The organism is Acidovorax sp. ACV01, assembly GCF_014851495.1.
Classification (GTDB): Bacteria; Pseudomonadota; Gammaproteobacteria; order Burkholderiales; family Burkholderiaceae_C; genus Acidovorax; species Acidovorax radicis.
This window is the reverse complement of the sequence record NZ_JACUZT010000006.1, coordinates 219264-242004: the sequence shown is the minus strand read 5'-3', so window position 1 is coordinate 242004 and position 22741 is coordinate 219264. Positions and strand designations below refer to the sequence as shown.

General features: G+C 65.1%; 20 protein-coding genes and 4 tRNA genes. 11 read left to right on the top strand and 13 right to left on the bottom strand.

Annotation, left to right across the window (positions count from 1 at the left end; genetic code table 11):
* Positions 1-72 precede the first annotated feature (72 nt).
* The 6 genes from IB243_RS18455 to IB243_RS18430 all read left to right on the top strand — a co-directional run bounded on the left by IB243_RS18455 (position 73) and on the right by IB243_RS18430 (position 2143).
* A tRNA-Gly gene (locus IB243_RS18455) sits at positions 73-148 on the top strand.
* 58 nt (positions 149-206) lie between these two features.
* A tRNA-Cys gene (locus IB243_RS18450) sits at positions 207-280 on the top strand.
* A 183-nt stretch (positions 281-463) separates the two neighbouring features.
* Positions 464-539 (top strand) — tRNA-Gly (locus IB243_RS18445).
* Between the two features lie 155 nt (positions 540-694).
* Positions 695-787: transfer RNA gene (locus IB243_RS18440), tRNA-Leu, on the top strand.
* A gap of 13 nt (positions 788-800) precedes the next feature.
* On the top strand, positions 801-1439 hold the full coding sequence (locus IB243_RS18435; RefSeq protein WP_029413648.1) for a DUF6806 family protein: 639 nt from the start codon (positions 801-803) through the stop codon (positions 1437-1439).
* Between the two features lie 167 nt (positions 1440-1606).
* Positions 1607-2143: a M48 family metallopeptidase gene (locus IB243_RS18430; RefSeq protein WP_192428654.1), complete on the top strand. Its 537-nt coding sequence runs from the start codon at positions 1607-1609 to the stop codon at positions 2141-2143.
* 72 nt (positions 2144-2215) lie between these two features.
* On the opposite strand, the gene murI is transcribed toward IB243_RS18430, so the two are convergent.
* From murI to IB243_RS18410, 4 genes are all read right to left on the bottom strand, one after another.
* A complete protein-coding gene (gene murI / locus IB243_RS18425; protein WP_192428653.1) occupies positions 2216-3088 on the bottom strand; it encodes a glutamate racemase in 873 nt (290 codons plus the stop codon).
* A gap of 100 nt (positions 3089-3188) precedes the next feature.
* Positions 3189-4745 (bottom strand): fumarate hydratase, encoded by a 1557-nt coding sequence (locus IB243_RS18420; protein WP_010460576.1) that lies wholly within the window; start codon positions 4743-4745, stop codon positions 3189-3191.
* Positions 4746-4969: 224 nt separating this feature from the next.
* A complete protein-coding gene (locus IB243_RS18415) occupies positions 4970-5365 on the bottom strand; it encodes a hypothetical protein (RefSeq protein ID WP_010460578.1) in 396 nt (131 codons plus the stop codon).
* Positions 5366-5555: 190 nt separating this feature from the next.
* Positions 5556-7718, bottom strand: coding sequence for a bifunctional diguanylate cyclase/phosphodiesterase (locus IB243_RS18410; protein ID WP_192428652.1), 2163 nt, complete (start codon positions 7716-7718; stop codon positions 5556-5558).
* 505 nt (positions 7719-8223) lie between these two features.
* Here IB243_RS18410 and fumC point away from each other — a divergent pair.
* Positions 8224-9609 (top strand): class II fumarate hydratase, encoded by a 1386-nt coding sequence (gene fumC, locus IB243_RS18405; RefSeq protein ID WP_192428651.1) that lies wholly within the window; start codon positions 8224-8226, stop codon positions 9607-9609.
* Positions 9610-9743: 134 nt separating this feature from the next.
* Here fumC and IB243_RS18400 read toward each other — a convergent pair whose 3' ends face one another.
* From IB243_RS18400 to IB243_RS18365, 8 genes are all read right to left on the bottom strand, one after another.
* Positions 9744-10517: a Crp/Fnr family transcriptional regulator gene (locus IB243_RS18400; protein ID WP_192428650.1), complete on the bottom strand. Its 774-nt coding sequence runs from the start codon at positions 10515-10517 to the stop codon at positions 9744-9746.
* A 157-nt stretch (positions 10518-10674) separates the two neighbouring features.
* Positions 10675-11850, bottom strand: coding sequence for a DNA topoisomerase IB (locus tag IB243_RS18395; RefSeq protein WP_225585038.1), 1176 nt, complete (start codon positions 11848-11850; stop codon positions 10675-10677).
* A gap of 213 nt (positions 11851-12063) precedes the next feature.
* Complete coding sequence (locus tag IB243_RS18390) at positions 12064-12762, bottom strand: response regulator (protein WP_192428649.1); 699 nt, start codon at positions 12760-12762, stop codon at positions 12064-12066.
* Entirely contained in the window at positions 12759-14357 is a 1599-nt protein-coding gene (locus IB243_RS18385; RefSeq protein ID WP_192428648.1) for an ATP-binding protein, read from the bottom strand. The genes IB243_RS18390 and IB243_RS18385 overlap by 4 nt, the downstream gene beginning before the upstream one ends.
* 20 nt (positions 14358-14377) lie before the next feature.
* Positions 14378-14680, bottom strand: coding sequence for a hypothetical protein (locus IB243_RS18380; protein ID WP_225585037.1), 303 nt, complete (start codon positions 14678-14680; stop codon positions 14378-14380).
* Between the two features lie 236 nt (positions 14681-14916).
* A complete protein-coding gene (locus IB243_RS18375; protein WP_192428647.1) occupies positions 14917-15822 on the bottom strand; it encodes an intradiol ring-cleavage dioxygenase in 906 nt (301 codons plus the stop codon).
* Between the two features lie 180 nt (positions 15823-16002).
* Positions 16003-17094, bottom strand: a complete 1092-nt coding sequence (locus tag IB243_RS18370) for an RDD family protein (protein ID WP_192428646.1) — start codon at positions 17092-17094, stop codon at positions 16003-16005.
* A gap of 109 nt (positions 17095-17203) precedes the next feature.
* On the bottom strand, positions 17204-17812 hold the full coding sequence (locus IB243_RS18365; RefSeq protein ID WP_029413653.1) for a TIGR00645 family protein: 609 nt from the start codon (positions 17810-17812) through the stop codon (positions 17204-17206).
* Between the two features lie 187 nt (positions 17813-17999).
* On the opposite strand from IB243_RS18365, the gene acs reads away from it, so the two are divergent.
* Positions 18000-19994 carry an acetate--CoA ligase gene (gene acs / locus IB243_RS18360; protein WP_192428645.1) on the top strand — a complete coding sequence of 665 codons (1995 nt, stop codon included), beginning with the start codon at positions 18000-18002 and terminating at the stop codon, positions 19992-19994.
* Between the two features lie 265 nt (positions 19995-20259).
* A complete protein-coding gene (locus tag IB243_RS18355; protein ID WP_192428644.1) occupies positions 20260-20742 on the top strand; it encodes a LapA family protein in 483 nt (160 codons plus the stop codon).
* Positions 20743-20899: 157 nt separating this feature from the next.
* On the opposite strand, the gene IB243_RS18350 is transcribed toward IB243_RS18355, so the two are convergent.
* Positions 20900-21205 carry a c-type cytochrome gene (locus IB243_RS18350; protein ID WP_010460604.1) on the bottom strand — a complete coding sequence of 102 codons (306 nt, stop codon included), beginning with the start codon at positions 21203-21205 and terminating at the stop codon, positions 20900-20902.
* 114 nt (positions 21206-21319) lie between these two features.
* Here IB243_RS18350 and IB243_RS18345 point away from each other — a divergent pair, with 114 nt between their 5' ends.
* Complete coding sequence (locus tag IB243_RS18345) at positions 21320-21562, top strand: TIGR04438 family Trp-rich protein (RefSeq protein WP_192428643.1); 243 nt, start codon at positions 21320-21322, stop codon at positions 21560-21562.
* Between the two features lie 51 nt (positions 21563-21613).
* Entirely contained in the window at positions 21614-22690 is a 1077-nt protein-coding gene (gmd, locus tag IB243_RS18340) for a GDP-mannose 4,6-dehydratase (protein ID WP_192428642.1), read from the top strand.
* Positions 22691-22741 lie beyond the last annotated feature (51 nt).

Genomic DNA, 22741 nt, shown 5'->3' with positions numbered 1-22741 from the left:
GGAGCCCCAAAAAATGCGCTACAATTCATTCCATCGTAGCAAACGTTGTACAATGTGAGGCTTCGGTAAAATGCGGGAATAGCTCAGTTGGTAGAGCGCAACCTTGCCAAGGTTGAGGTCGAGAGTTCGAGACTCTTTTCCCGCTCCAATTTCCACAAAAAGGGAAGCATTAGCTTCCCTTTTTTGTCAGAGGAATGTGAATTCCTGGCGCGGTAGCAAAGCGGTTATGCCCCGGATTGCAAATCCGGTTAGTCCGGTTCGACTCCGGACCGCGCCTCCAGATACGGTCCATGCCGTCGATGTTTGAAGATCCTCCAGGATTGGAGCATCGAGGGAGATCGTAAAACGATGAATGGTGATTGGTTGATTTTTTGGTTTGCAATCGAGCAGAGCCAAAAAATAGCGATATAATTCGAGGCTTGCTGGTTGGTGTTAATGGAAACATTGGCGGCAGTCAGAAAATGCGGGAATAGCTCAGTTGGTAGAGCGCAACCTTGCCAAGGTTGAGGTCGAGAGTTCGAGACTCTTTTCCCGCTCCATATTTGTAAGGGAAGCTTCGGCTTCCCTTTTTTCTTGGTGGCGCCGGGCAGGCGGTTTGACGAACAGCCGCCCTGTGACCAGAGATACGACAGGGCATTGCGCGCATGCGCTGCCCGGGTTACGCTGCGATGCAGGTGTGCGTTGGGCAGCCGGCGCCCCGATGGTGAAATTGGTAGACACTGCGGACTTAAAATCCGCCGCTTTCCTGAAAAGGGGCGTGCCGGTTCGACCCCGGCTCGGGGCACCACTACGATTCAATCATGTCAAGTTACAACGCTCCCTTCGAAATCCACGTCCACGGACAAGTCCAGTTGCGCGCCGATGCGAGCTTTGACCAACTCCAGGAGGCGCTCAAACCCCTGTGGAAGTACGCTGGAGCCCGCTCGCTGGCCGATGGTGCGACCAGCGCTTACGAAGAAGAGCCAGGCATCAAGTTCGATGCCCAGGAGCACTTGTTGCAGATGTGCTGGACGGTGCGGGGCGATGAAGACTTTCGCCAGTCGCTCGACGAGATGTGCATGAACCTCAACGAGCTGGCCGAACAGGGGGCCGCCATAGAAGTCACGTTCTACGACGCGGACTTCGACGAGGAAGAGGAAGATCAGGGCGCGGAGTCGCGCGACGACTTCGTCATGCTGTTTGTCGGCCCCACGCCCGCGGCCATCATGCAGGTGCAGCGTGATCTGCTGGTGCAGGACGTTGTGAACATGATGGAGCGCCACTTTGATGGTGCCGAACTGGGCGGCGTGGTGGCGGAGATCGACAAGCTGTTCAGCCAGCGCTTTGACGCCCTGGTGAACTCGCTGGAGATCGGCAAACCTCCGCGTGGCCCGGGTGGAGGGGGCTCTGGCAGCGGTCACGGTGGCGGAGGTGGCCGCCGTCCGCGCCACCTGCACTGAGCCTGGCCAGGCACACGGCGTTGCGGGAGTGCTTGTTTTCTGTCCGCGCTCGTGTTGAAAAACAGGCCGGCAGGCTGTGGCAATAGCCCGGGTTGCATGCATGGGCTCCACGGCACTGCCGCGCAGTTCTGTAGCTCTGTGATTCCCTGCGCGCTGTCCCGTCTCCCATGACCTCCGATCTACCGTATCTGCGTTCCTACCCCGCGTCCTTGCAAGACCAGGCGCGTGATCTGTTGGCGCAAGGGCGGCTGGGAGCCATGTTGCAGCGCAAGTACCCCCAGGCCCATGCGGTGCGCAGCGACAGGGCCCTGTACGACTACGCACAGGAACTCAAGGGGCGCTACCTGCGCAACGCGGGGACGGTCAACAAGGTTCTTTTCGACAACAAGATCCACGTAGTGCGCCACGCCCTGGGGTTGCACACTGCGGTCTCGCGTGTGCAGGGCAACCGGCTGGCGGCCAAGCATGAGATCCGCATTGCGTCGATGTTCAAACAGGCGCCGGACGAGTTCCTGCGCATGATCGTGGTCCACGAGCTGGCCCACCTTCGTGAGAAGGACCACGACAAGGCTTTTTACCAGCTGTGTACCCACATGGAGCCGCAATACCACCAGTATGAGTTCGATCTTCGCCTGTACCTCACCCACATGGAGCATGTGGGGGAGCGGTTGTGGGGTGGGGCTTCAGAAACCGGTTCAGTGTAGAAAGTGGATGCTATTTATTTAATAGCAACGAACGCTTGTTGGTAAAGCGCCAGGCCCCCAAAATATGTTGAATCAGGGTACAGACACTGTTTCACAGCAGTCTGCAGGCAGACCCAGCCAGCGCTCGGCTGCTGCCTGAAGCATGGCCACCGGCCCGGTGGTAAGCAGGCGGGTGCGAGAGACATCCGTGGTAGGGGCACCATCGGGCGTTGCCAGCAGCCCCGCTGTCTCCAGCAATCGTCGCGTCTGCCGGGCCACGGGTTCACCGGTCTCGATGAATTGCACATGGGGGCCTACCAGTGCCCGAAGTTCGTGGGCCACAAAAATATAGTGGGTGCACCCAAGCACCAGCGTATCGATCTGCCCTGGTGCTGTGCCGAAGTCGCCCATGGCCTGAAGGTACCGTTCGCACAGGGCACCCGTTTCCGTTGCACCCACCGGGGCGCCGAGCACGGGCGCTGGCCGGGCCACACTGCGCTCGATGGCGTGCGCCAGGCCGTCACAGGGCTGCACCACGAACTGGGCCTGTTCGGCCAGCGAGCCCAGCAGCTTGCCGAACTTGGCGCTGGTGAGTGTGCCCCGTGTTCCGATCACGCCCACGCGACCGGTTCGGGTCACCGCCAGCGCAGGCTTGATGGCGGGCTCCAGGCCCACAAGAGGTAGATAAAGGTGGCTGGTGCGCACCTCGTGGATGGCCGCCGCCGTGGCGGTGTTGCAAGCCACCACCAGGGCCTTGATGTGGTGCTGTTCGAGCAGGTACCGCGTGATGGCGTGGGTGCGGGCACCCACATAGGCATCGCCCCGTTCGCCGTACGGCGCATGGGCACTGTCGGCCAGGTACACAAAACGCTCATGGGGCAGTGCCGCCCGCAGAGCGCGCAGTACGCTCAGGCCCCCCACGCCGCTGTCAAACACGCCGATGGGGAGTTGCTGTGCTTCGGTCATGGATCCTTGTGAACCGGAGAAGGAACAGAGTCGGGGAGAAAGCCCGGCGGGGGCAGGCGCTATGGCCTGCCCAACACTGCTCAGGCGGGTTTTGTGTTCATCAGGCTGCGGCAGCGACGCCGATGCCCTTGAACTCGCCCGTGGCGATCTTCTTTTGCCATTCGGCCGGGCCGGTGATGTGGGCGCTGGTGCCGCCGGCGTCCACCGCCACGGTCACGGGCATGTCCACCACGTCGAATTCGTAGATGGCTTCCATGCCCATGTCGGCAAAGCCCACCACCTTGGCGGTCTTGATGGCCTTGCTGACCAGGTAGGCGGCGCCGCCCACGGCCATCAGGTACGCGCTTTGGTGCTTCTTGATGGCTTCGATGGCGACCGGGCCGCGCTCGGCCTTGCCGATCATGGCGATCAGGCCGGTTTCGGCCAGCATCATTTCGGTAAAGCCGTCCATGCGGGTGGCGGTGGTGGGGCCGGCGGGGCCAACGGCCTCGTCACGCACCGGGTCCACGGGGCCAACGTAGTAGATGACGCGGTTGGTGAAGTCCACGGGCAGTGGCTCGCCTTTGGCCAGCATGCCCTGGATGCGCTTGTGGGCGGCGTCGCGGCCGGTCAGCATCTTGCCGTTCAGCAGCAGGGTGTCGCCGGGTTTCCAGCTGGCGACTTCGGCCTTGGTCAAGGTGTTCAGGTCCACCTTTTTGCTGGTTTTGTAGTCGGGCGTCCAGTTCACGTTGGGCCACAGGTCCAGCGACGGCGGGTCCAGGTAGACCGGGCCGCTGCCGTCCATCACAAAGTGGGCGTGGCGGGTAGCGGCGCAGTTGGGGATCATGGCCACGGGCTTGCTGGCGGCGTGGGTGGGGTACATCTTGATCTTCACGTCCAGCACGGTGGTCAGGCCACCCAGGCCTTGCGCGCCAATGCCCAGGGCGTTGACCTTTTCCATCAGCTCGATGCGCAGGGCCTCGACCTTGGTCAGCTCGGCGCCAGAAGCCTTTTTGGCCTGCAGCTCGTACATGTCCAGGTCATCCATCAGGCTTTCCTTGGCCATCAGCACGGCTTTTTCAGCGGTGCCGCCGATGCCGATGCCCAGCATGCCGGGTGGGCACCAGCCAGCGCCCATGGTGGGCACGGTCTTCAGCACCCAGTCGACGATGCTGTCACCGGGGTTGAGCATGACCATCTTGCTCTTGTTTTCGCTACCGCCGCCTTTGGCTGCGACCGTCACTTCCACGGTGTTGCCGGGCACGATCTCGGTGAAGATCACGGCTGGGGTGTTGTCCTTGGTGTTCTTGCGGTCGAAGTGTGGGTCGGCCACCACGCTGGCGCGCAGGGTGTTGTCGGGGTGGTTGTAGCCACGGCGCACGCCTTCGTTGATGGCGTCGTCCAGGCTGCCCGTGAAGCCCTCCCAGCGCACGTCCATGCCCACTTTCAGGAACACGTTGACGATGCCGGTGTCCTGGCAGATGGGGCGCTGGCCGGTGGCGCTCATCTTGCTGTTGGTCAGGATCTGGGCGATCGCGTCCTTGGCCGCCGGGCTTTGCTCGCGCTCATAGGCGCGGGCCAGGTGGGCGATGTAGTCGGTGGGGTGGTAGTAGCTGATGTACTGCAGCGCGGCGGCTACGGATTCGATGAGATCGTCCTGGCGGATGGAGGTGGTCATGGCGTGTCGTGGGGAGTCTTATGGAGAACGCAAGCACGTTCCTGTTCTGCCCGCCGCACGCACTCCTGGCTGGCCACTGCCGGTCTTCCAGAAGCACTGCCGATGGCAGGCGGACCGTATTTTGACAGACCCCCGCCAGCGGAGCTCCGCGCGCGCAATGGCACACCCCGCCGTTGCGCCAATTGCCGCGTGACGCGGGAACCCCGCCCGATGGTTCCGGGGTGCTATTCGCTCTCTTCGTCTTCGTCCGTGGCTTCGCTTTCCGGCAGGTCGTCTGCAGTCAGCGGAGCGGCATGGCCATGCGTGCCATGCTGCATGTCGGGGGCTTCCGGCAGGCCGTTGTCTTCCATGTCCATGCCGGGTTCTTCACTTTCCTCCGACATGTCTTCCACGTGGTCGGGCAGGATGTCCCGCGCCAGGGGCTGGGGGGCGGGTTCCACGCTGCTGCGCTCGCCCGTGCCAAAGCGGTCGGTGTCGCTGTCGGTCTCGGAACTGTAGGCGCCCGCACTGTCGCTGCCGGAGTCGGAGGCGTCGCTGGGCCCCAGGCTGTCAATGCCGGTCGCACTGTGGGCCGGGGGAAGGTGGTCGGCGTCAATGCCGAGAAGGCTGCTGGTGGCCATGAGGGTCTCCAGGTGTGTAGGAGGGGGCGTGCGCCAGTCCTGGGGGCCAGCGCGGCAGTGGCAGCGTTGCCGCTGAAGTGCCATGGTGCGCCGACCGTGGTTTGCACGGCGTCAGGCGACGCTGACACGGGTGTCGTCCTTTTCCGACGAAGTGCCATGGCCGGGGCTTTCAAGCGCGCAGCAGGCGGCCTTACAGCTCTGGCAACGACCCGATGACGGACGGCGTGAAGTCTGCACTGCCGACCGGTTTTTCACCTTGTGACCAAGCCAGCAGCGTGTCTGCCGGCATGGGATGGGCATAGAAGAAGCCCTGCAATTCATCACAGCCCATGCCCAGCAGAATATCGCGCTGGCCGCTGGTCTCCACCCCCTCGGCCACCACCCGCAGCCCCAGGGCATGCGCCAGGCTCACCACTGCGGCCACCACGGCGCGGGCGTCTTCGCTGCTTTCCAGGTCGTTCACGAAGCTGCGGTCGATCTTGAGTTGCTGCGCCGGCAGCTGGCGCAGGTAGTTCAGGCTCGAATACCCGGTGCCGAAGTCGTCGATGGACAGGAACACCCCGATGCGTGCCAGCCCCTCGAAGGTGCGCTGCGTGGCCTTGATGTCCTCCATGGCCACCGATTCGGTGATCTCGCACAGTAGCTGCGAGGCATCGAGCCCGTGGCGCAGCAGCGCCTGCTCGATGCGCTCGGCAAGCCCGGCTTCGCGCAGCTGGTGCACCGACAGGTTGATGGCCACGCGCATGCGTAGGCCGCTGCGGGCCCACTCGGCGGTCTGGCGGCAAGCTTCATTGATGACCCAGTTGCCCAGCCGTCCGATGAGGCCGAAGCGCTCGGCCAGCGCGATGAAGACCATGGGGCTCACCATGCCATGCTGGGGGTGCTTCCAGCGCAGCAGCGCTTCCACCCCGCTGATCTGGCCGCGCGTGCCGTCGATCTTGGGCTGGTAGTGCAGGGCCAGCTGGCCCCGGTCAATGGCTTGGCGCAGGTCGTTCTGCAACTCCAGCTGCTCTGAGGCGTCCGAGCCCATGTGGGGTTCAAACAGCGCATAGCAGCCGCCGCCCGCGCGCTTGGCGGCATACATGGCGGCATCGGCGTTGGCCACCAGCTTGCCGCGCTCCCCGTGGTCGGGGTGCACGACGATTCCGATGGAGCAGGCGATCTGCACCTGTTTGCCCGCCACTTCGAAAGGCTCCGAGAGCGATGCCAGCACCCGGTTGGCCACCATCACGCTCGCGGCCACGTCGGTCACGTCTTCCAGCAGGATCAGAAACTCGTCTCCGCCGACGCGGGCCACGGTGTCCCCTTCGCGCGCCTCGCGGCGCAGGCGGTCGGCTGCGCTGCGCAGGATCACGTCGCCCGCGGCATGGCCAAAGGAGTCGTTGATGGGCTTGAAGCCATCCAGGTCCACAAACAGCACGGCCAGGCGGTCTTCCACGCGGTGGTGGTTGGTGCGATCCAGGCGCAGCAGCGCGTGGATGAGTCGGTCTTCGAACAGCAGCCGGTTGGGCAGGCCGGTCAGCGCGTCGGCGAACGCGCGTTTTTGCAGCTCGTCGTTGGCGGCCTGCAGGCGGGTGTTGCTGTCCTGCAGCGACTTCGTCAGGCGCTCGGCCGTGGCCTGCAGCCGCGCGTCCAGAATGGACGTGAACAGTGTGCTCACCAGCAGCATGCCCGTGGCCATGAGCACCATGGCTGTGAGGCCCGGGCCGCCGAGCTCGCCCGCGCTCAGGCACACGGAGCCCATGGCAAAGCTGGCCGCCGCCATGCCGGTGTAATGCATGCCGCAGATGGCCACCGCCATCACGAACGATGCGGCCAGCTGGTAGGGCAGGCGCTGGCTGGGCCGCACCCGGCGCAGCAGCTTGAAGATCAGCAGGGCCGTGGCCGATGCCAGCACCGCGATCAGCACCGACAGCGCCACCAGCGGCGGGTTCCAGACGATGCCTGGCGCCATCTCCATGGCGGCCATGCCGATGTAGTGCATGCCGCTGATGCCGGCACCCATCACCAGCGCACCCATGGCCAGTTGGGCCCGGCCAAAGGTTTCCTGGCTGGCCAGCTGCAGGGCCATGGCAGATGCGGTCACCGCTGCCAGCCACGACAGCAGCGTGGGGCCGCCGGCAAAGCCGATCTCGATGGGCAGCCTGAAGGCCTGCATGCCCAAAAAGTGCATGGCCCAGATGCCCGTGCCCATGACGATGGAGCCTGCTGCCCACCAGGCCAGCCCGACGCGGCGCTGCGCTGTGCGCACGCGGCGCGCCAGGTCCAGTGTCACGTATGACGCCAGCATGGCGATGGCAAAGGAGGCCACCACCACGAACAGGTTGTAGCTGGAGGGCATGAACGTGTTCATGGTGCAAAGAATGCTGGGGTTGGATGGGCAGGGTGCATCGGGCGCGCGGCGCCGTCAAGAGGCCCAGGGCGGATAGGCCGCGGCAGCGCAATGGATGAATGAAGCAGGCACGGGGCGGAAAGGGCATGGCCGCGCGCGTCGGAGTGTATCCACCGGTGCGAATGCGTGCCGGCGCGGGGGTTTGGCCTGCAGCGGGCGGATTGGTATCCATCGCCATGCCCCCGCAGATGCCCCCACCGGCAGTGTTGGCGGCGAGGCTTGTTGCTCTTTGCTGCGGGGCTTGCCGCACACTGGCCGGGCGCAACCCGCTCAGGCTGTGCAACTCCATAAATGAGAATGGTTCGCTTTTGCATTATGCTGCTGGGCGCGCCGATGTTCCTGGCTGCACCCGTTTTGGGGCCAGACGCAGGCAGCCCCTGCAGCCCCGCGGCGGCTCCGGGCCGACCCGTGCGTCTGCCCGCCCTTTCTCACTTTTCCTGCTTTTCAACTTGGAGAACCGCTGCCCATGACCTCCCGTACCGAACGCGACACCTTTGGCCCCATCGAGGTCCCTGCCGACAAGCTGTGGGGCGCGCAGACGCAGCGCTCGCTGCAGAACTTCGACATCTCGGGCGAGCAGCAGCCGCGCGAGATCATCAAGGCGCTGGCCCAGGTCAAGCGCGCCTCGGCCGTGGTCAACCAGGCCCTGGGCCTGCAGGACGCCAAGAAGACCGACGCCATCGTCGCCGCCGCCGATGAAGTCATCGCAGGCAAGCACCTAGGCGAGTTCCCGCTGGTGGTGTGGCAGACGGGCTCGGGCACCCAAACCAACATGAACGTCAACGAGGTGCTGGCCAACCGCGCCAGCGAGATTCTGGGCGGCGAGCGCGGCGAAGGCCGCCTGGTGCACCCCAACGACGATGTGAACCGCAGCCAGTCGAGCAACGATGTGTTCCCCACCGCCATGCACGTGGCCGCCGTGGAGGCGCTCACGCACAAGCTGCTGCCCGCGATCGCCAAGTTGCGCGCCACGCTGGACAAGAAGGCCAAGGACTTCGACGGCATCGTCAAGATCGGCCGCACCCATCTGCAGGATGCCACCCCGCTCACGCTGGGCCAGGAGTTCTCGGGCTACGTGGCCCAGCTCGACCATGGCGAGCGCCATGTGCGCGCCGCGCTGCCCCATTTGTACGAGCTGGCCCTGGGTGGCACGGCGGTGGGCACGGGCCTGAACGCGCCCAAGGGCTATGCCGAGCAGGCCGCCGCAGAATTGGCGCGCCTCACGGGCCTGCCCTTCGTCACCGCGCCCAACAAGTTCGAGGCGCTGGCCTCGGTGGATGGCCTGGTGCACGCCCACGGAGCGCTCAAGACACTGGCGGCCAGCATGATGAAGATCGCCAACGACGTGCGCTGGCTGGCCAGCGGCCCGCGCAGCGGTATCGGCGAGCTGAGCATCCCCGAGAACGAGCCCGGCTCGTCCATCATGCCGGGCAAGGTCAACCCCACGCAGAGCGAGGCGGTGACCATGCTGGCCGCCCAGGTGTTCGGCAACGACGTGGCCATCAACTTCGGCGGTGCCTCGGGCAACTTCGAGCTCAATGTCTTCCGCCCCATGGTGGCCCACAACTTCCTGCAGAGCGTGCGCCTGCTGGCCGACGGCATGGTGAGCTTCAACGACCAGTGCGCCGTGGGCATCGAGCCCAACCGCGAGCGCATCACCGAGCTGGTGGACCGCTCGCTCATGCTGGTCACCGCGCTCAATACCCACATCGGCTACGACAAGGCCGCTTTCATTGCCAAAAAGGCGCACAAGGAAGGCACGAGCCTGCGCGAGGCGGCCGTGGCCTCGGGCCATGTCACGGGCGAGCAGTTCGACCAGTGGGTGGTGCCGGGCAACATGGTGGGGCGCTGAGCGCCTGGCAAGGCGCCACTCGCCAAAAAATTCAAGCCAAAATGGCCTCCAGCGCTTTATCCATAAGCGCTAAAAGCTACTATTTTTGTAGCAAACGCTGACTCAAGGCATTGCAACGCTCCCGCGCCGCAGCTCTACCCCTGCTGCGCCAGCGCCTCCAGCTGTTCCTGCTGGTGCACCACGATGCCGCGCTGGTGGATGCCGATGATGCCCTCGCGCTCCATCCACTTGAGTTCCACATTGATGCGCTGGCGCGAGCCGCCCAGCAGTTGTGCCAGCTCGTCCTGCACCAGCGCCAGCCCGATGGCGCCACGCTGGCCGGGCACGGCGGCGCGCTCGCCGAAGCGGCGCAGCACATGTAGCAGCTGCTTGGCCAGCCGTGCGCGCAGGGGCAGGGTGGCCATGTCTTCCATCATCCAGTACAGGTAGCGCATGCGGCGCGCCTGCAGCGTGAGCAGTGCCTCGCCGAACTCGGGGTGTTCGCGCAGCAGCTGGCGGAACACGCCCTCGGCCACGCTCAGCACCGTGGTGGGGCCGTGGGCGTGCGCGTCGTAGGTGTTGGGGCCGCGGTGCAGCACCTCGGCCTCGCCCACCCAGATGCCGGGCTCCACGTAGGCCAGCGTCACCTGCTTGCCCGACGGTGTGGTGCGCCGAAACCGGATGGCACCGCTGGCACAGGCAAACCAGTCCTGCGCCAGATCCCCCTGCTCGACGATCATCTGGCCATGCGTATAGCGCGTGATGCGGCCCAGCCGGAAGATGTCATGCCGCAGCGACGGCGTGAGCGCGGCGAACCAGCGGCCCCGGTTGATGGCCTCGCGCTCGGGCAGGCTGAGGAAGGGGCGTTGCAGGTGGTGGTCGGCCGGGGAATGGGTGGACTCTGGCAAGGCAATGGTGGCGGTGGGCATGGCGGCAGGCTGGAGTTGGGCGGGGCCGGCCTGTGCGCAGGGCCGGGCGGAAAGACGGTGAAAAGGCGCAGCATGCCAGTTTAGCGATACAGCCCGCACCGCGATGGTCCTGCACGGCACTTGCGCGACACCCCATCGCCGGGTGCCGCAGCCCTGCCTACGCTTTGGCGCTGGGGTGCGCCTTGTGCTGCCTTTGTGGCTTGCGCAGAAACGCCAGCAGTCGGCGCTCCGCCGCACTCAGGCCCCGTGGCGATGTGGTGCCGCCGATGTGATTCCACACCTCCTGCATGCCCGGCCCCGCGTCGGATGCCAGCCGCGAGCCCAGATCCAGCACGGCCGGGTGCACATACGACTTCTTGCACACGGCCGGCGTGTTGCCCAGCTGGCGCGCCACCTCGGCCAGGATGGCCTTGGCGCTGTAGCGCACGTTTTTGTCGGCCGCGCCGGAGGCGTCGGTCTGGGTGCAGGCCAGGCGTGTCAGCTCCAGCGCCTGCGTGGTGCCGTGCCAGGTGCGGAAGTCCTTGGCGGTGAAGTGATCGCCTTCGGTGCTGCTCACGCCCTGTGTGATCTCGCGCAGGTAGTCATTCACGTCGCCCGAGCCCACGGTGCGCGGGGTGCCGTCCTCATCTTCGTACTGGAAGAGCTCCTGCCCGGGCAACTGCTGGCAGTGGCGCACCACGCGGACCACACGGGGATCGCTCAGCTCGGCCTCCTGCTGCACGCCGCTCTTGCCCCGAAAACGCAGCTTGAGCTGGCTGCCCTTGACCTGCACATGCCGCGTGCGCAGCGTGGTCAGGCCGTACGACTTGTTGGTGGCGGCATATTCCTCGTTGCCTACGCGCAGGAAGGTGGTGTCCAGCAGGCGCACCAGGGTGGCCAGCACCAGGGTGCGGGTCAGCGGCTGGCCGCTGCGGTGCGCCGCCAGCTCGCGCGCCACGCGGCTGCGGATGCGCGGCAGCGCACGGCCGAAGGCCTGCAGGTGTTCGAACTTGCCCTCGTCGCGCTGCTTGCGCCACTGCGGGTGGTAGCGGTACTGGCGCCGCCCGCGTGCGTCCAGCCCAGTGGCCTGCAGGTGGCCGTTGGGCAGCGGGCAGATCCACACGTCGCTGTAGGCGGGCGGGATGGCCAGGCGCTGGATGCGGGTGATCTCGTCTGGGTCTTGGAGCCACTGGCCATCGGGCTGGCGGTAGCGAAACGCCTTGGCGCCGTTGCGCACGCGGGTGAGGCCGGGCATGGCGGGTGTGACGTACACCAGCCCACCGGGCAGCTTCTGTGGGCGCGTTGGGGGCCGGTCTGGCGCAGGCGCGCGGGGCGTTGGGGAGAGAGTGGGCATCGGGGCGAACAGGTGGTAAGGGCCAGTGCGTGGCCCCGATCACACCTGTGCCCGGGCGGTGGCGGTGTAGGTGCGCTCCATGCGCAGGGGTGAGACAGGGACCGAATCGGTAGCCTGTTGTGCCACCATTGTGGGTAAAAAATGGATTCTGCGCTTATTGGATAAGCGCAAGTAGCTGCAAAAAATGTAGCAACCTGCTTGATCGGACCACGCTCAATCGGCCGCAGTCGGGTCCAGGGCAAAACCCACGCCGTACACCGAACGAATCCAGTCGCTGCCATCGGCACTGGCGGCCTTGAGCTTCTTGCGCAGGTTCTTGATGTGGCTGTCGATGGCGCGCTCGTTCACGTCCAGCGTGTCGTCGTAAGCCTGGTCCAGCAGCTGCGCGCGCGAGAAGATGCGCCCGCGCTGGCGGGCCAGCACCTGCAGCAGCCGGAACTCGCGCCGCGTGAGGCCCAGTGGCGTGCCGTGCAACGTGGCCTGCCAGTGCGATTCGTCCAGCATCAGCGCCGCCACCGTGGTGGTGGCTGCCGGGGGCTCTTGCGCGGCGGCGGTGCGGCGCAGCACGGCCTTGGCGCGCGCCACCACTTCGCGCGGCGAAAAAGGCTTGCAGATGTAGTCGTCCGCGCCCAGCTCCAGGCCGATGAGCCGGTCCACTTCTTCGACGCGTGCGGTCAGCATGATGATGGGGTACTGTGTGTGGCGGCGTGCCTGGCGCAGCACCTCCAGGCCATCCATGCCGGGCAGCATGATGTCCAGCAGCGTGAGGTCGGGCGGCGCGGCCAGCATGCTGGCGAGCGCCGCGCGGCCATCGGCCTGGTGTTCCACGGTATAGCCCGCGTGGCGCAGGTAGTCGACCACGATGGCGGCGATGTCGGGTTCGTCTTCGACGACGAGGATGCGGTGGCTCATGAGGGGTTGTCCAGCAGTGGCAGTTGCAGCGTGATGCGCAGACCGCCCAGGGGGGAGGTGTCGGCCACCAGCGTGCCGCCGTGCGCGAGCACGATGGCGCGGCAGATCGCCAGGCCCAGGCCGGAACCGCCATGGTCGCGGTTGCGCGAGGTTTCGGCACGGTACAGGCGGTCAAAGATGCGTGGCAGCTCGTGCGCGGGCACTCCGGGCGCGCTGTCGTCCAGTTGCACCTGCAGTTGGGCGGCTCCATCGGCCGGTGGCAACAGGCGTGCCGAGAGGCGCAGCAGGCCGCCCGCGTCGGTGTAGCGCAGGCTGTTTTCCAGCAGGTTCAAGAACACCTGGTGCAGTTGCTGCGCATCGCCGCGCACCAGTGGGGCGGGTATTGGGGTGGGCGTTGACACGGACGACTGCGCGGCCAGGGCGTCCAGGCCCATGGTATCTACATCGATGGCGGCCTGCGCCAGGCGCGGGCGCATCGACGCCAGCGCTTCGGTCAGCAGCGACAGCGGGTGCACGGGCACCTGGGCCGATGGCGCGCTGGTGCCGGCGGCGTCCAGGCTGGCACGCAGGTCGCCCACCAGCTGAATCAGGCGCATCACCTGCCGGTGCAGGCGCAGCGCGGTCTTGTCGTCAAAGGGGCGCACGCCGTCCTGCACGGCTTCGATCTCGGCGCGCATGGCTGCCAGGGGGGTGCGCAGCTCGTGGGCCACGTCGCCCAGCCACTGGCGGCGCGAGGACTCGATGCTGCTCAGTTGTTCGGCCATGGTGTTGAAGGTGCGGGCCAGCTGGGCCAGTTCATCGTTGCCGTGCACAGGCACACGGGTGTGCAGGTGGCCCTGCGCAATGCCGCGTGCGCCGGTGGCAAGGGCTTCGACCGGCGCCAGCCAGCGCCGTGCCAGCCAGCCCGACAGCAGCAGTGCCAGCGCCAGGCCGGCCAGGCCTGTCCACGCCACAAAGCCCAGGTGTTGCGCCAGAAAGGCCTGGTCGGCATCGCTGCGCACGCCCTGCGGGGGGGCCAGCACCAGCTGGCCGATGGTCTGGCCATCGGCACCGGTCAGGGCCAGGCGCGCGCTGCCGGGCTGGGGCGTGGCACCTGCCACCCGGTTTTGCTGTGCATCCACCAGGCCCAGGCGGGGGAACAGGTCATCGGGGTGGCGTTGTGGGCCACCCGCGCTGCGCTCGCCCGGGGGCGGGCCGCCGTCGGGGGGCGGTGGCGGGGGCTGCTGCATGCTGCGGTCCACTGCCGGGTTGCCGTTCGCCAGTTCGGGGGGCATGCCGGGCGGACCGCTCCGGTCGGTGGGCGGGGGGCCTTCAGCGCCCTGGGCGCCTGAGCGGCGCAGGCTTGCCCCTGGGTGGCTGAGCTGGCCCCAGAGGCGGGGCTGGTTGCGCAGGGTGTCCCAGCCGCCGGTCTGCGTGTGGTGGGCCTGCAGGCGCTCGGCCAGCCAGCCCATGCGGGCCAGTTCGATCTCTGCCACATACGGCCCCAGGCCCCGCTGCAGACCCAGGCGCGAAAAGCCCGCAAAAATCAGCAGCAAGGCCACCAGCAGGGCGGCCAGGGCGATGAAGGCTTTGCGGTGCAGGGTCAGGCGGGGCATCGATGGGGGTGTAGGTGTCGTCAGCGGGCGGGGGGCGGGCCGCCTGCTCCGCCGGGGCCGCCAGGCCCGCCTGCGGGCATGGCCACCAGGGTGCCGCCCATTGTGCGGCATGTGCCTGCGAGCGATTTGCCATCGGGCATGGTCAACGTCACGCTGGCGCCTTCGGTCTTGCCCTTGCAGGCGGCATAGGCCTCGGGCGGCGGCGCGGGTGGGTCCTGCCGGCCCTGGGATTGCGCCAGCACGGGGGTGGCGGATATTGTAGTCAGCATGGTCGTAAGCGCCACGCGGGCCAGCCAGCGGGGATGAAGAGAGTGCATAGGCATGGTGTTTTTCTTTCAGTGTTGTGGAGAAAAGAGGTCAGCGAGTCAGCGCCAGCACGTGCTACCGGCGCGGCGTGTGCGAGGACGCAGTGGATTAAGGAAAGCGTTTGACGGGTGGGGCACGCCGTCAGAAACCGGCGCCGCCCAGGCCAGTGCACCCGTGGATCCGGCTTGGCCGGGCCACCGGGTGTGTCCCCCTCCGGGGGAAGGCGCCAAAGGCGACTCAGGGGGGCTTTCAGTCAAGCAGCGATCGAGATCGTGATGTTGGCCGAGTACCCGCCGCCGCTGTTGGCCTGCATGGTGGTCATTTCCAGCGTGGTGCCGTCGCTGAAGACGTTGTCCGTGGCAAACGACATGGACGCCAGGTTGCGCACGCTGGCGCTGTAGCCCGAATTGGCGCTGTAGATGGTGCTGAGCAGCGCGGTGGGGAAGGCCAGCTGCGTGGTCTTGATCTTGTTGCTCGCGTTGCTGGCTGCGGCCAGGCTGCGGTACACCTCCAGGTGCATGTGTGGCATGCGGCCCGCGTAGCAGCCGGGCACGACGGTGGTGAAGGTGACGGTGCCGTTCGCATCGGTGGCCTGCACGCCGCGCAGGTAGTTGTCGGCGATGTTGCTGGAGCTGTACACGGAATAGTTGCCGTCCTGCGTGCAATGCCACAGGTAGATGGCGTAGCCGGACAGCGCAGCGCAGCTCGCGTTGGTATTGGTCAGCGTGATCGTGATGGTGAACGGCACGCCGCTGACCTGCGTGGACGAACCGATGGAGCTGCGGATGTCCGAGCGCACGATGCCGCTGAGCGCCAGCACGTTGTAGGTGTTGTTGCTGGCATTGGAGCCATCGGCAGGGTAGGGGCCGGCGGTTTCCTCGGGGACGACCGAGCAGGTGGTTGTGGTGCCGGTACCCGTGCCGGTACCTGTTCCTGTTCCTGTTCCTGTTCCTGTTCCTGTTCCTGTTCCTGTTCCTGTGCCGGTGCCGGTATCAGTGGTGTCTGTGGTGTCTGTGTCGCTGCCCCCACCCCCGCAGCCCAACAGGGTGGCCATGCCCAGCGAGCCCAGGGCGTTCAGGGCAAAGCGGCGGTTGGAGGGCGTCTGCGCGGCGGCGGCAAAGGGGGCGACGGTGGCTTGGGCGGCGGTGGTGCGGTCCATGGATTTCTCCTGCAAGTGGGGTATGGCCTGCACTGTGCCGCCCGATTGGGGAGAAATTTGGGAGCAAAAACGGTCCGATTGATTGCTATGATTTATATAGCTTTAAAAGCCTAGCCTTAAAGCGGCAGAGCGCTTTTTTATTGCGAAGACGGGATCCGAGCGCCAGCCTTGGTCAAGGCTTTACCTAGCGATCCCTGTGGCTTCGTGCCGGCAGCTGAAAGACCGGTCGCTGCGCGCAATGTCGTCGCTGCCGCACTGCCATTTGTGGATGTCCGTCTGCTGTTTGCGGGTGCGCAGCACCGGGGTGTAGACCAGGTGCTTGCCAGCCAGCGCCATGTCGCCTGTGCTGTCGGCAATGGTCAGCCGCACCACGCCATTGGCTGGATCGATGGCCATGGCCTGGAAACCTGCGGGAAGCTGCCCGGGCCGGCCCAGGCCCACGGTGGCTGCGCTGGTGGGGAAGGCGCCCGTGCTCTGGTAGTGGTTCTCGACCAGCCGCAGCACGGTGCGCGCCGCGCCGTCCAGCTGGCGCACCATCTCGCGGCGGGGATTGGCGGGCTCGTCGCCCTGGTTCCACAGCACCACGGCCACCATCGCCGCAAAGCTGAAGGCGGCCACCCCTGCCAGCATGACCAGTCCCTTGAGGACCCAGCCGGGGCCACGGACCAAGGCCACGGCCTTCTGGATGGCGGTGTCGCTGGCACGGCGGGACACCACGAAGGTGCCGGTCATCGAACTGTGCAGGCCCCGCTCGCCAAACAGGGCGGTCAGCAAACGGTGCAGCAGGAATGGCACCGCCAGTGTCAGCCCCAGGGTGAGCGAATACTTCAGAAAATGCCGCAGCACGGACCGCACGAGGCCCGGGCGCTCGCCCGAGCGGGTGACTACGCGCTGGCCCAGCAGCCGCTTGCCGGCAGAGCCCTGGCCCAGCGCGTCCATCAGCGCCGGGATGAACAGACCCAGGGTCCCCAGCGCCAGCGCCACCGGGTAGGTGGTGGCGGGCGCGCTGTCAAAGGCCGGACGGGCAAACACCCAGGCCAGAACCAACGCCATCGGGATGGCCACCATGGTCACCCCATCGATCAGCGTGGCGCCCAGGCGTGCCATGGTGCCCGGGAACACATCTTCGAGCTGCAGGTTCGTCTGGGTTTGCGGGGGCTTGTCAGGGGCTGATGCTGATGCCTGCCCGCCGGCCACGGCCAGCGGCGCCTGGCAGCTGAAGCAGTGTGTGTAGGAGGCAGGGTTCTGCCAGTTGCAAAGGGGGCATTGCATGGTGGGTGCGCAGCAAAAGGGATAAAGGGTGAAGGGGGCGAAAAAGGGTGAAAGGGGAAATGTAAAAGAGGCCGCTCTGGGCGGCCTCTTTTATGGGGGGTGGGTCGTGTCAGTGGCGCGCGGGGGGCGCGGAGTGCGACATCAGCCGGTCCGTCAACGCGATGGCCAGTGCGCTCAGCAGGAACACCACGTGGATGATGGTCTGCCACATCAGCACCTTGATGTCATAGTTGGCGGCGTTGATGAAGGTCTTGAGCAGGTGGATCGAGCTGATGCCGATGATGGCGGTGGCCAGCTTGACCTTGAGCACGGAGGCGTTCACGTGGCTCAGCCATTCGGGCTGGTCGGGGTGGTCTTCCAGGTGCAGGCGCGAGACAAAGGTCTCATAGCCGCCCACGATCACCATGATCAACAGGTTGGAGATCATCACCACGTCGATCAGCGCCAGCACCACCAGCATGATGATGGTCTCGTTGAGCGCGGTCACCTCGAAGTCGCTCTTGTAGCCGATGCTCGACACCAGTTGCTTGAGCGCCGCCGTGTTGCCGAAAGCGGCCTCGATCAGGTGCACCAGCTCCACCCAGAAGTGAAACACATACACCGCCTGCGCCAGGATCAGGCCCAGGTACAGGGGCAGCTGCAGCCACCGGCTGGCAAAAATCAGCGAGGGCAGGGGGCGCATGGGCGAGGGAGTGGCGGGGTTTTTGGGGAGGGACATGGAATGTAGGGTGGGTCTTGGGTCGCGCGATTTTAGGGGTGCCGCGTGACACCCCTCGCGCGCAAGTGCTTTCCTGTGCAGGGGCAGGTTGCCGATTCTGTAAGCTTCGTGCCAGTCAGTGGCTTGTAAGTGCCGCGCCCGACAGTACCGCCCAATTCCAATTCCATCAGACCCAGGAGACAACACCATGAGTGCGCCCACATCTGCCATCGAGTCCGTATTGGTTGAGAACCGCGTGTTCCCGCCCGCCGATGCGGTCGTCAAGGCCGCCCGCGTGTCAGGCATGGCGGGCTACGACGCGCTGTGTGCCGAGGCCGACAAGGACTTCGAAGGCTTTTGGGCGCGCCTGGCCCGTGAGAACGTACAGTGGACCAAGCCGTTCACGCGCACGCTGGACGAATCCAACGCGCCGTTCTACCAGTGGTTTGCCGACGGCGAGCTCAACGCCTCGGCCAACTGCCTGGACCGGCACATCGGCACGCCCACCGAGAACAAGACCGCCATCATTTTCGAGGCCGACGATGGCACGGTCACCAGGATCACCTATAAGGAACTGCTGGCCCGCGTGAGCCAGTTTGCCAATGCGCTCAAGGCCCATGGCGTGGCCAAGGGCGACCGCGTGCTGATCTACATGCCCATGACAATCGAAGGCGTGGTGGCGATGCAGGCCTGTGCCCGCATTGGCGCCACGCACAGTGTGGTGTTTGGCGGCTTCAGTGCCAAGGCGGTGCACGAGCGCATCATCGACGCGGGTGCCGTGGCCGTCATCACTGCCAACTACCAGATGCGTGGCGGCAAGGAGCTGCCGCTCAAGGCCATCATCGATGAAGCCCTGGCGACGGGCGGCTGCGACACTCTGCGCCACGTATTTGTCTATGAACGCACATCCACGGCCTGCAACATGGTGGCAGGGCGTGACAAGACCTTTGCCCAGGCGCTTGCAGGCCAGAGCACCGACTGCCCGCCCGTGGCAGTGGGGGCAGAACACCCCCTGTTCATCCTGTACACCAGTGGCTCCACCGGCAAGCCCAAGGGTGTGCAGCACAGCACCGGGGGCTACCTGCTGTGGGCCAAGCTCACCATGGACTGGACGTTTGACCTGCGCCCTGACGACGTGTTCTGGTGCACGGCCGACATCGGCTGGATCACAGGGCATACCTATGTGGCCTACGGCCCGCTGGCGGCGGGTGCCACGCAGATCGTGTTTGAAGGCATTCCGACCTTCCCGAACGCAGGCCGCTTCTGGCAGATGATCGAACGGCACCAGTGCACGATCTTCTACACCGCGCCCACCGCCATCCGCTCGCTCATCAAGGCCGCCGAGGCCGACGCCGCCGTGCACCCCGCACGTTCCGACCTGTCGAGCCTGCGCATCCTGGGCAGCGTGGGCGAGCCCATCAACCCCGAAGCCTGGATGTGGTACCACAAGAACGTGGGTGGCGAGCGCTGCCCCATCGTGGACACCTTCTGGCAGACCGAAACGGGTGGCCATGTCATCACGCCGCTGCCCGGTGCCACCCCGCTGGTTCCTGGCAGCTGCACGCTGCCATTGCCTGGCATCACCGCTGCCATCGTGGATGAAATGGGCAACGACGTGGCCAATGGCGCGGGCGGCATCCTGGTCATCAAGCGCCCGTGGCCCAGCATGATCCGCACCATCTGGAACGACCCTGAGCGCTTCAAGAAGAGCTACTTCCCCGAAGAACTCAAGGGCTACTACCTGGCGGGGGATGGCGCGGTGCGCAGCGCCGACCGGGGCTACTTCCGCATCACGGGCCGCATCGACGACGTGCTGAACGTGTCGGGCCATCGCATGGGCACGATGGAGATCGAATCTGCCCTGGTCTCCAAGACCGACCTCGTGGCCGAGGCCGCCGTGGTGGGCCGTCCGGACGATGTGACGGGCGAAGCCATCTGCGCCTTCGTCGTGCTCAAGCGCTCGCGTCCCACGGGCGAAGAGGCCAAACAGATCGCCAACGAACTGCGCAACTGGGTAGCCAAGGAAATCGGCCCCATCGCCAAGCCCAAGGACATCCGCTTTGGCGACAACCTGCCCAAGACCCGAAGCGGCAAGATCATGCGCAGGCTGCTGCGCAGCATTGCCAAGGGTGAGGCGATCACGCAGGACACGAGCACGTTGGAGAATCCGGCAATCCTGGATCAATTGGCCCAGACCAACTGATCTAGAAGGGGCCGAAAGGCGCCAGCGCAGGCGTTTGCCGGATTCGGGGACACTCATATCGCGGAGCGATTTGGTGTGACCACAAAATCCCGTCAACGATCCACTGCGTTTGCTGGGCGCCTCAGGGTGCCCCTCCTCGCTCAGCCCTTACTGTAGGACACCGCCTGAAATCAACCTCCTGCGGGCCGTAGCGGCTTCTGCATGCGTTACAACGGCGCATGGCGCTTGCGGATCTTCGCCTGGGCGCTGCCTACCGGAGGTTTCCATGCATCTGCGTTCCATTGTTCTTTTGGTGACGGTCGTAGCCATCGCTGCGCTGGCCGCACTCAACTGGCCCACCCTTGCCGCGCCGTCCCTGGTGTCGCTGGGAATTGTGGTGTTTGAGGCTCCTCTGGGGCTCATCATGCTGGCCCTCACGGCCCTGCTGGGGATCTTTTTTGTTGCCTATGTCTTGTCGCTCCAGGGCTCCGTGCTCATCGAAACGCGCCGGCACACCAAGGAGATGCAGGTTCAGCGCGAACTTGCGGATAAGGCCGAAGCCTCGCGTTTCACGGAGTTGCGGGCTTTTCTGGATGTGCAGCACCAGCAGGCGCATGCCACCGTGTTGGCTCGGCTGGACGAACTGGAAGCACGCCTGGCAGCACGCGCCACCGAATCTGACAACTCCACTGCCGCATATGTGGGACAGCTGGAGCACCAGTTGCGCACGCGTGGCCTGGAGTCTGCACCGGTCGCTTCACGGGTTTGATCGGAAAATCCGCTAGGTTTTTCCACGTGCAGGTTGTGGGACTTGCCTGGAGTGCGAAAACGAAAATAGAAGTCCCAGAAACACCAAAAGCCGCACCACGGGGCGTGGCACGGCCTTCAACAAGGGGCATACAACCCCAGAGTTGACAAGCGGTAAATTACTTCTGCGTCAGTACCCAGGCAGCCAGCTTCTTGGCTTCTGCATCGTTGACCTGCGCATTCGCAGGCATCGGAACTGGGCCCCACACGCCGGCACCGCCCTTGACGATCTTGGCGGCCAGCTTGTCCACTGCGTCCTTCTGGCCAGCGTACTTGGCCGCGACGTCCTTGTAGGAGGGGCCCACCAGCTTCTTGTCGACGGCATGGCAAGCCATGCAATTCTTCGAGGTTGCCAGGGCCAAGTCGGCCATGGCAGGGGCGGCAACCGACAGCGTCATGGCAAGGGTGATCAGGGTACGCTTCATGGTGGGATTTCCTGTGGTTGGGTTACAGTTCTTTTAATGGAATTGTAGTGGCTTGGGTTGACAGGCATTTGTCCGCCGTCAACCGGGCGTTGTCAGCTTTTTCTGGAGATCGCGATGTACCTGCTGGGTCTTTCATTGTTGCTTCTGGCATTGAAGTATTTCGAGATCGGACCTGTGGCCACCTGGTCCTGGTGGTGGGTGCTGGCGCCTTTTGGTGCCACTGCCCTATGGTGGGCCTGGGCTGATTCCACCGGATATACGAAGCGTAAAGCCATGGAAAAGATGGAGCAGCGAAAGCAGGACCGGATCAACAAAAACAAGGAAGCCCTGGGCATCCGTCCGCGCAAGCCACGCTGACACCAACACTCTGCAGCCTCTGGCCTTTGCTTTCCTGCGCGGAGAGCAGGCATGCCAAGGTTGCGCTACAGAAAAGAGCCCATCATCGTTGCACATGGCAAGACAGCCGTCATCACTGGTGTAACCGGACAGGACGGGGCCTATTTGGCAGAGTTTCTGCTGAAGAAGGGGTACCAGGTCATAGGAACCCATCGTCGGACCAGCAGTGTGAACACCTGGCGCCTTCACGAGCTGGGCGTGCTGGGACATCCCAATTTGCTACTGGTCGATTTTGACCTGACGGACCCGGGCTCTGCCATCTCGCTCCTGCAGAAATTCCATCCAGATGAGTTGTACAACCTGGCGGCGCAGAGCTTTGTGGGTGCCAGTTTCGACGCTCCCACCACCACGGCGCTGGTCAATGGTCAGGGTGCATTGAATCTCCTGGAAGCCATCCGGCTGGTAGATCCACACATACGCTATTACCAAGCCAGTTCCTCAGAGATGTTCGGCGGCGTGGAGCAAGCGCCACAGTGCGAGTCCACACCCTTTTGCCCGCGCAGCCCGTATGCAGTCTCCAAGCTGTTTGCCCACTGGATGACTATCAACTACCGGGAGGCATACGGAATGTATGCCGTCAGCGGCATTCTTTTTAATCATGAAAGCCCCCTTCGAGGCAGCGAATTTGTGACACGCAAGATATCGAATGCCGTGGCTCGCATGGCCCACGGTGAAAGGGATGTGCTCGAACTGGGCAATCTGGACGCGCGCCGCGACTGGGGTTTTGCGGCTGAGTACGTGGAAGGCATGTGGCAGATGATGCAGGCCGAGCAACCAGGTACCTATGTTTTGGCAACGGGCCGCCAGCATACCGTGCGCGATTTTGTGCGCATGGCGTTCTCGGTCACCGGAATATCCCTGGAGTTTGTGGGCGCCGCTGCGTCGGAGGTAGCCATCGACGTGGGGACTGGTCGCGTCGTGGCGAGCGTTGATCCCAGCTTCTTCCGCCCTGCAGAGGTGGATCTCCTGGTGGGCGACGCTTCCCGGGCCAGGGTGGAGTTGGGTTGGGAGGCGCACACCACTGTGGAGCAGATCTGTCGAATGATGGTTGAAGCCGACTTGCGGCGGACTTATCCCGGGGCCCGATGATGGTCAACGACTGTTCGTTGTGGCGGCTACCCTGCGAGGTCGTCCGATGAG

Coding starts and splice junctions, on each gene's coding strand:
- IB243_RS18435 (WP_029413648.1), top strand. CDS start 801: ATGTCAAGTTACAACGCTCCCTTCGAAATCCACGTCCACGGACAAGTC.
- IB243_RS18430 (WP_192428654.1), top strand. CDS start 1,607: ATGACCTCCGATCTACCGTATCTGCGTTCCTACCCCGCGTCCTTGCAA.
- murI (WP_192428653.1), bottom strand. CDS start 3,088: ATGACCGAAGCACAGCAACTCCCCATCGGCGTGTTTGACAGCGGCGTG.
- IB243_RS18420 (WP_010460576.1), bottom strand. CDS start 4,745: ATGACCACCTCCATCCGCCAGGACGATCTCATCGAATCCGTAGCCGCC.
- IB243_RS18415 (WP_010460578.1), bottom strand. CDS start 5,365: ATGGCCACCAGCAGCCTTCTCGGCATTGACGCCGACCACCTTCCCCCG.
- IB243_RS18410 (WP_192428652.1), bottom strand. CDS start 7,718: ATGAACACGTTCATGCCCTCCAGCTACAACCTGTTCGTGGTGGTGGCC.
- fumC (WP_192428651.1), top strand. CDS start 8,224: ATGACCTCCCGTACCGAACGCGACACCTTTGGCCCCATCGAGGTCCCT.
- IB243_RS18400 (WP_192428650.1), bottom strand. CDS start 10,517: ATGCCCACCGCCACCATTGCCTTGCCAGAGTCCACCCATTCCCCGGCC.
- IB243_RS18395 (WP_225585038.1), bottom strand. CDS start 11,850: ATGCCCACTCTCTCCCCAACGCCCCGCGCGCCTGCGCCAGACCGGCCC.
- IB243_RS18390 (WP_192428649.1), bottom strand. CDS start 12,762: ATGAGCCACCGCATCCTCGTCGTCGAAGACGAACCCGACATCGCCGCC.
- IB243_RS18385 (WP_192428648.1), bottom strand. CDS start 14,357: ATGCCCCGCCTGACCCTGCACCGCAAAGCCTTCATCGCCCTGGCCGCC.
- IB243_RS18380 (WP_225585037.1), bottom strand. CDS start 14,680: ATGCCTATGCACTCTCTTCATCCCCGCTGGCTGGCCCGCGTGGCGCTT.
- IB243_RS18375 (WP_192428647.1), bottom strand. CDS start 15,822: ATGGACCGCACCACCGCCGCCCAAGCCACCGTCGCCCCCTTTGCCGCC.
- IB243_RS18370 (WP_192428646.1), bottom strand. CDS start 17,094: ATGCAATGCCCCCTTTGCAACTGGCAGAACCCTGCCTCCTACACACAC.
- IB243_RS18365 (WP_029413653.1), bottom strand. CDS start 17,812: ATGTCCCTCCCCAAAAACCCCGCCACTCCCTCGCCCATGCGCCCCCTG.
- acs (WP_192428645.1), top strand. CDS start 18,000: ATGAGTGCGCCCACATCTGCCATCGAGTCCGTATTGGTTGAGAACCGC.
- IB243_RS18355 (WP_192428644.1), top strand. CDS start 20,260: ATGCATCTGCGTTCCATTGTTCTTTTGGTGACGGTCGTAGCCATCGCT.
- IB243_RS18350 (WP_010460604.1), bottom strand. CDS start 21,205: ATGAAGCGTACCCTGATCACCCTTGCCATGACGCTGTCGGTTGCCGCC.
- IB243_RS18345 (WP_192428643.1), top strand. CDS start 21,320: ATGTACCTGCTGGGTCTTTCATTGTTGCTTCTGGCATTGAAGTATTTC.
- gmd (WP_192428642.1), top strand. CDS start 21,614: ATGCCAAGGTTGCGCTACAGAAAAGAGCCCATCATCGTTGCACATGGC.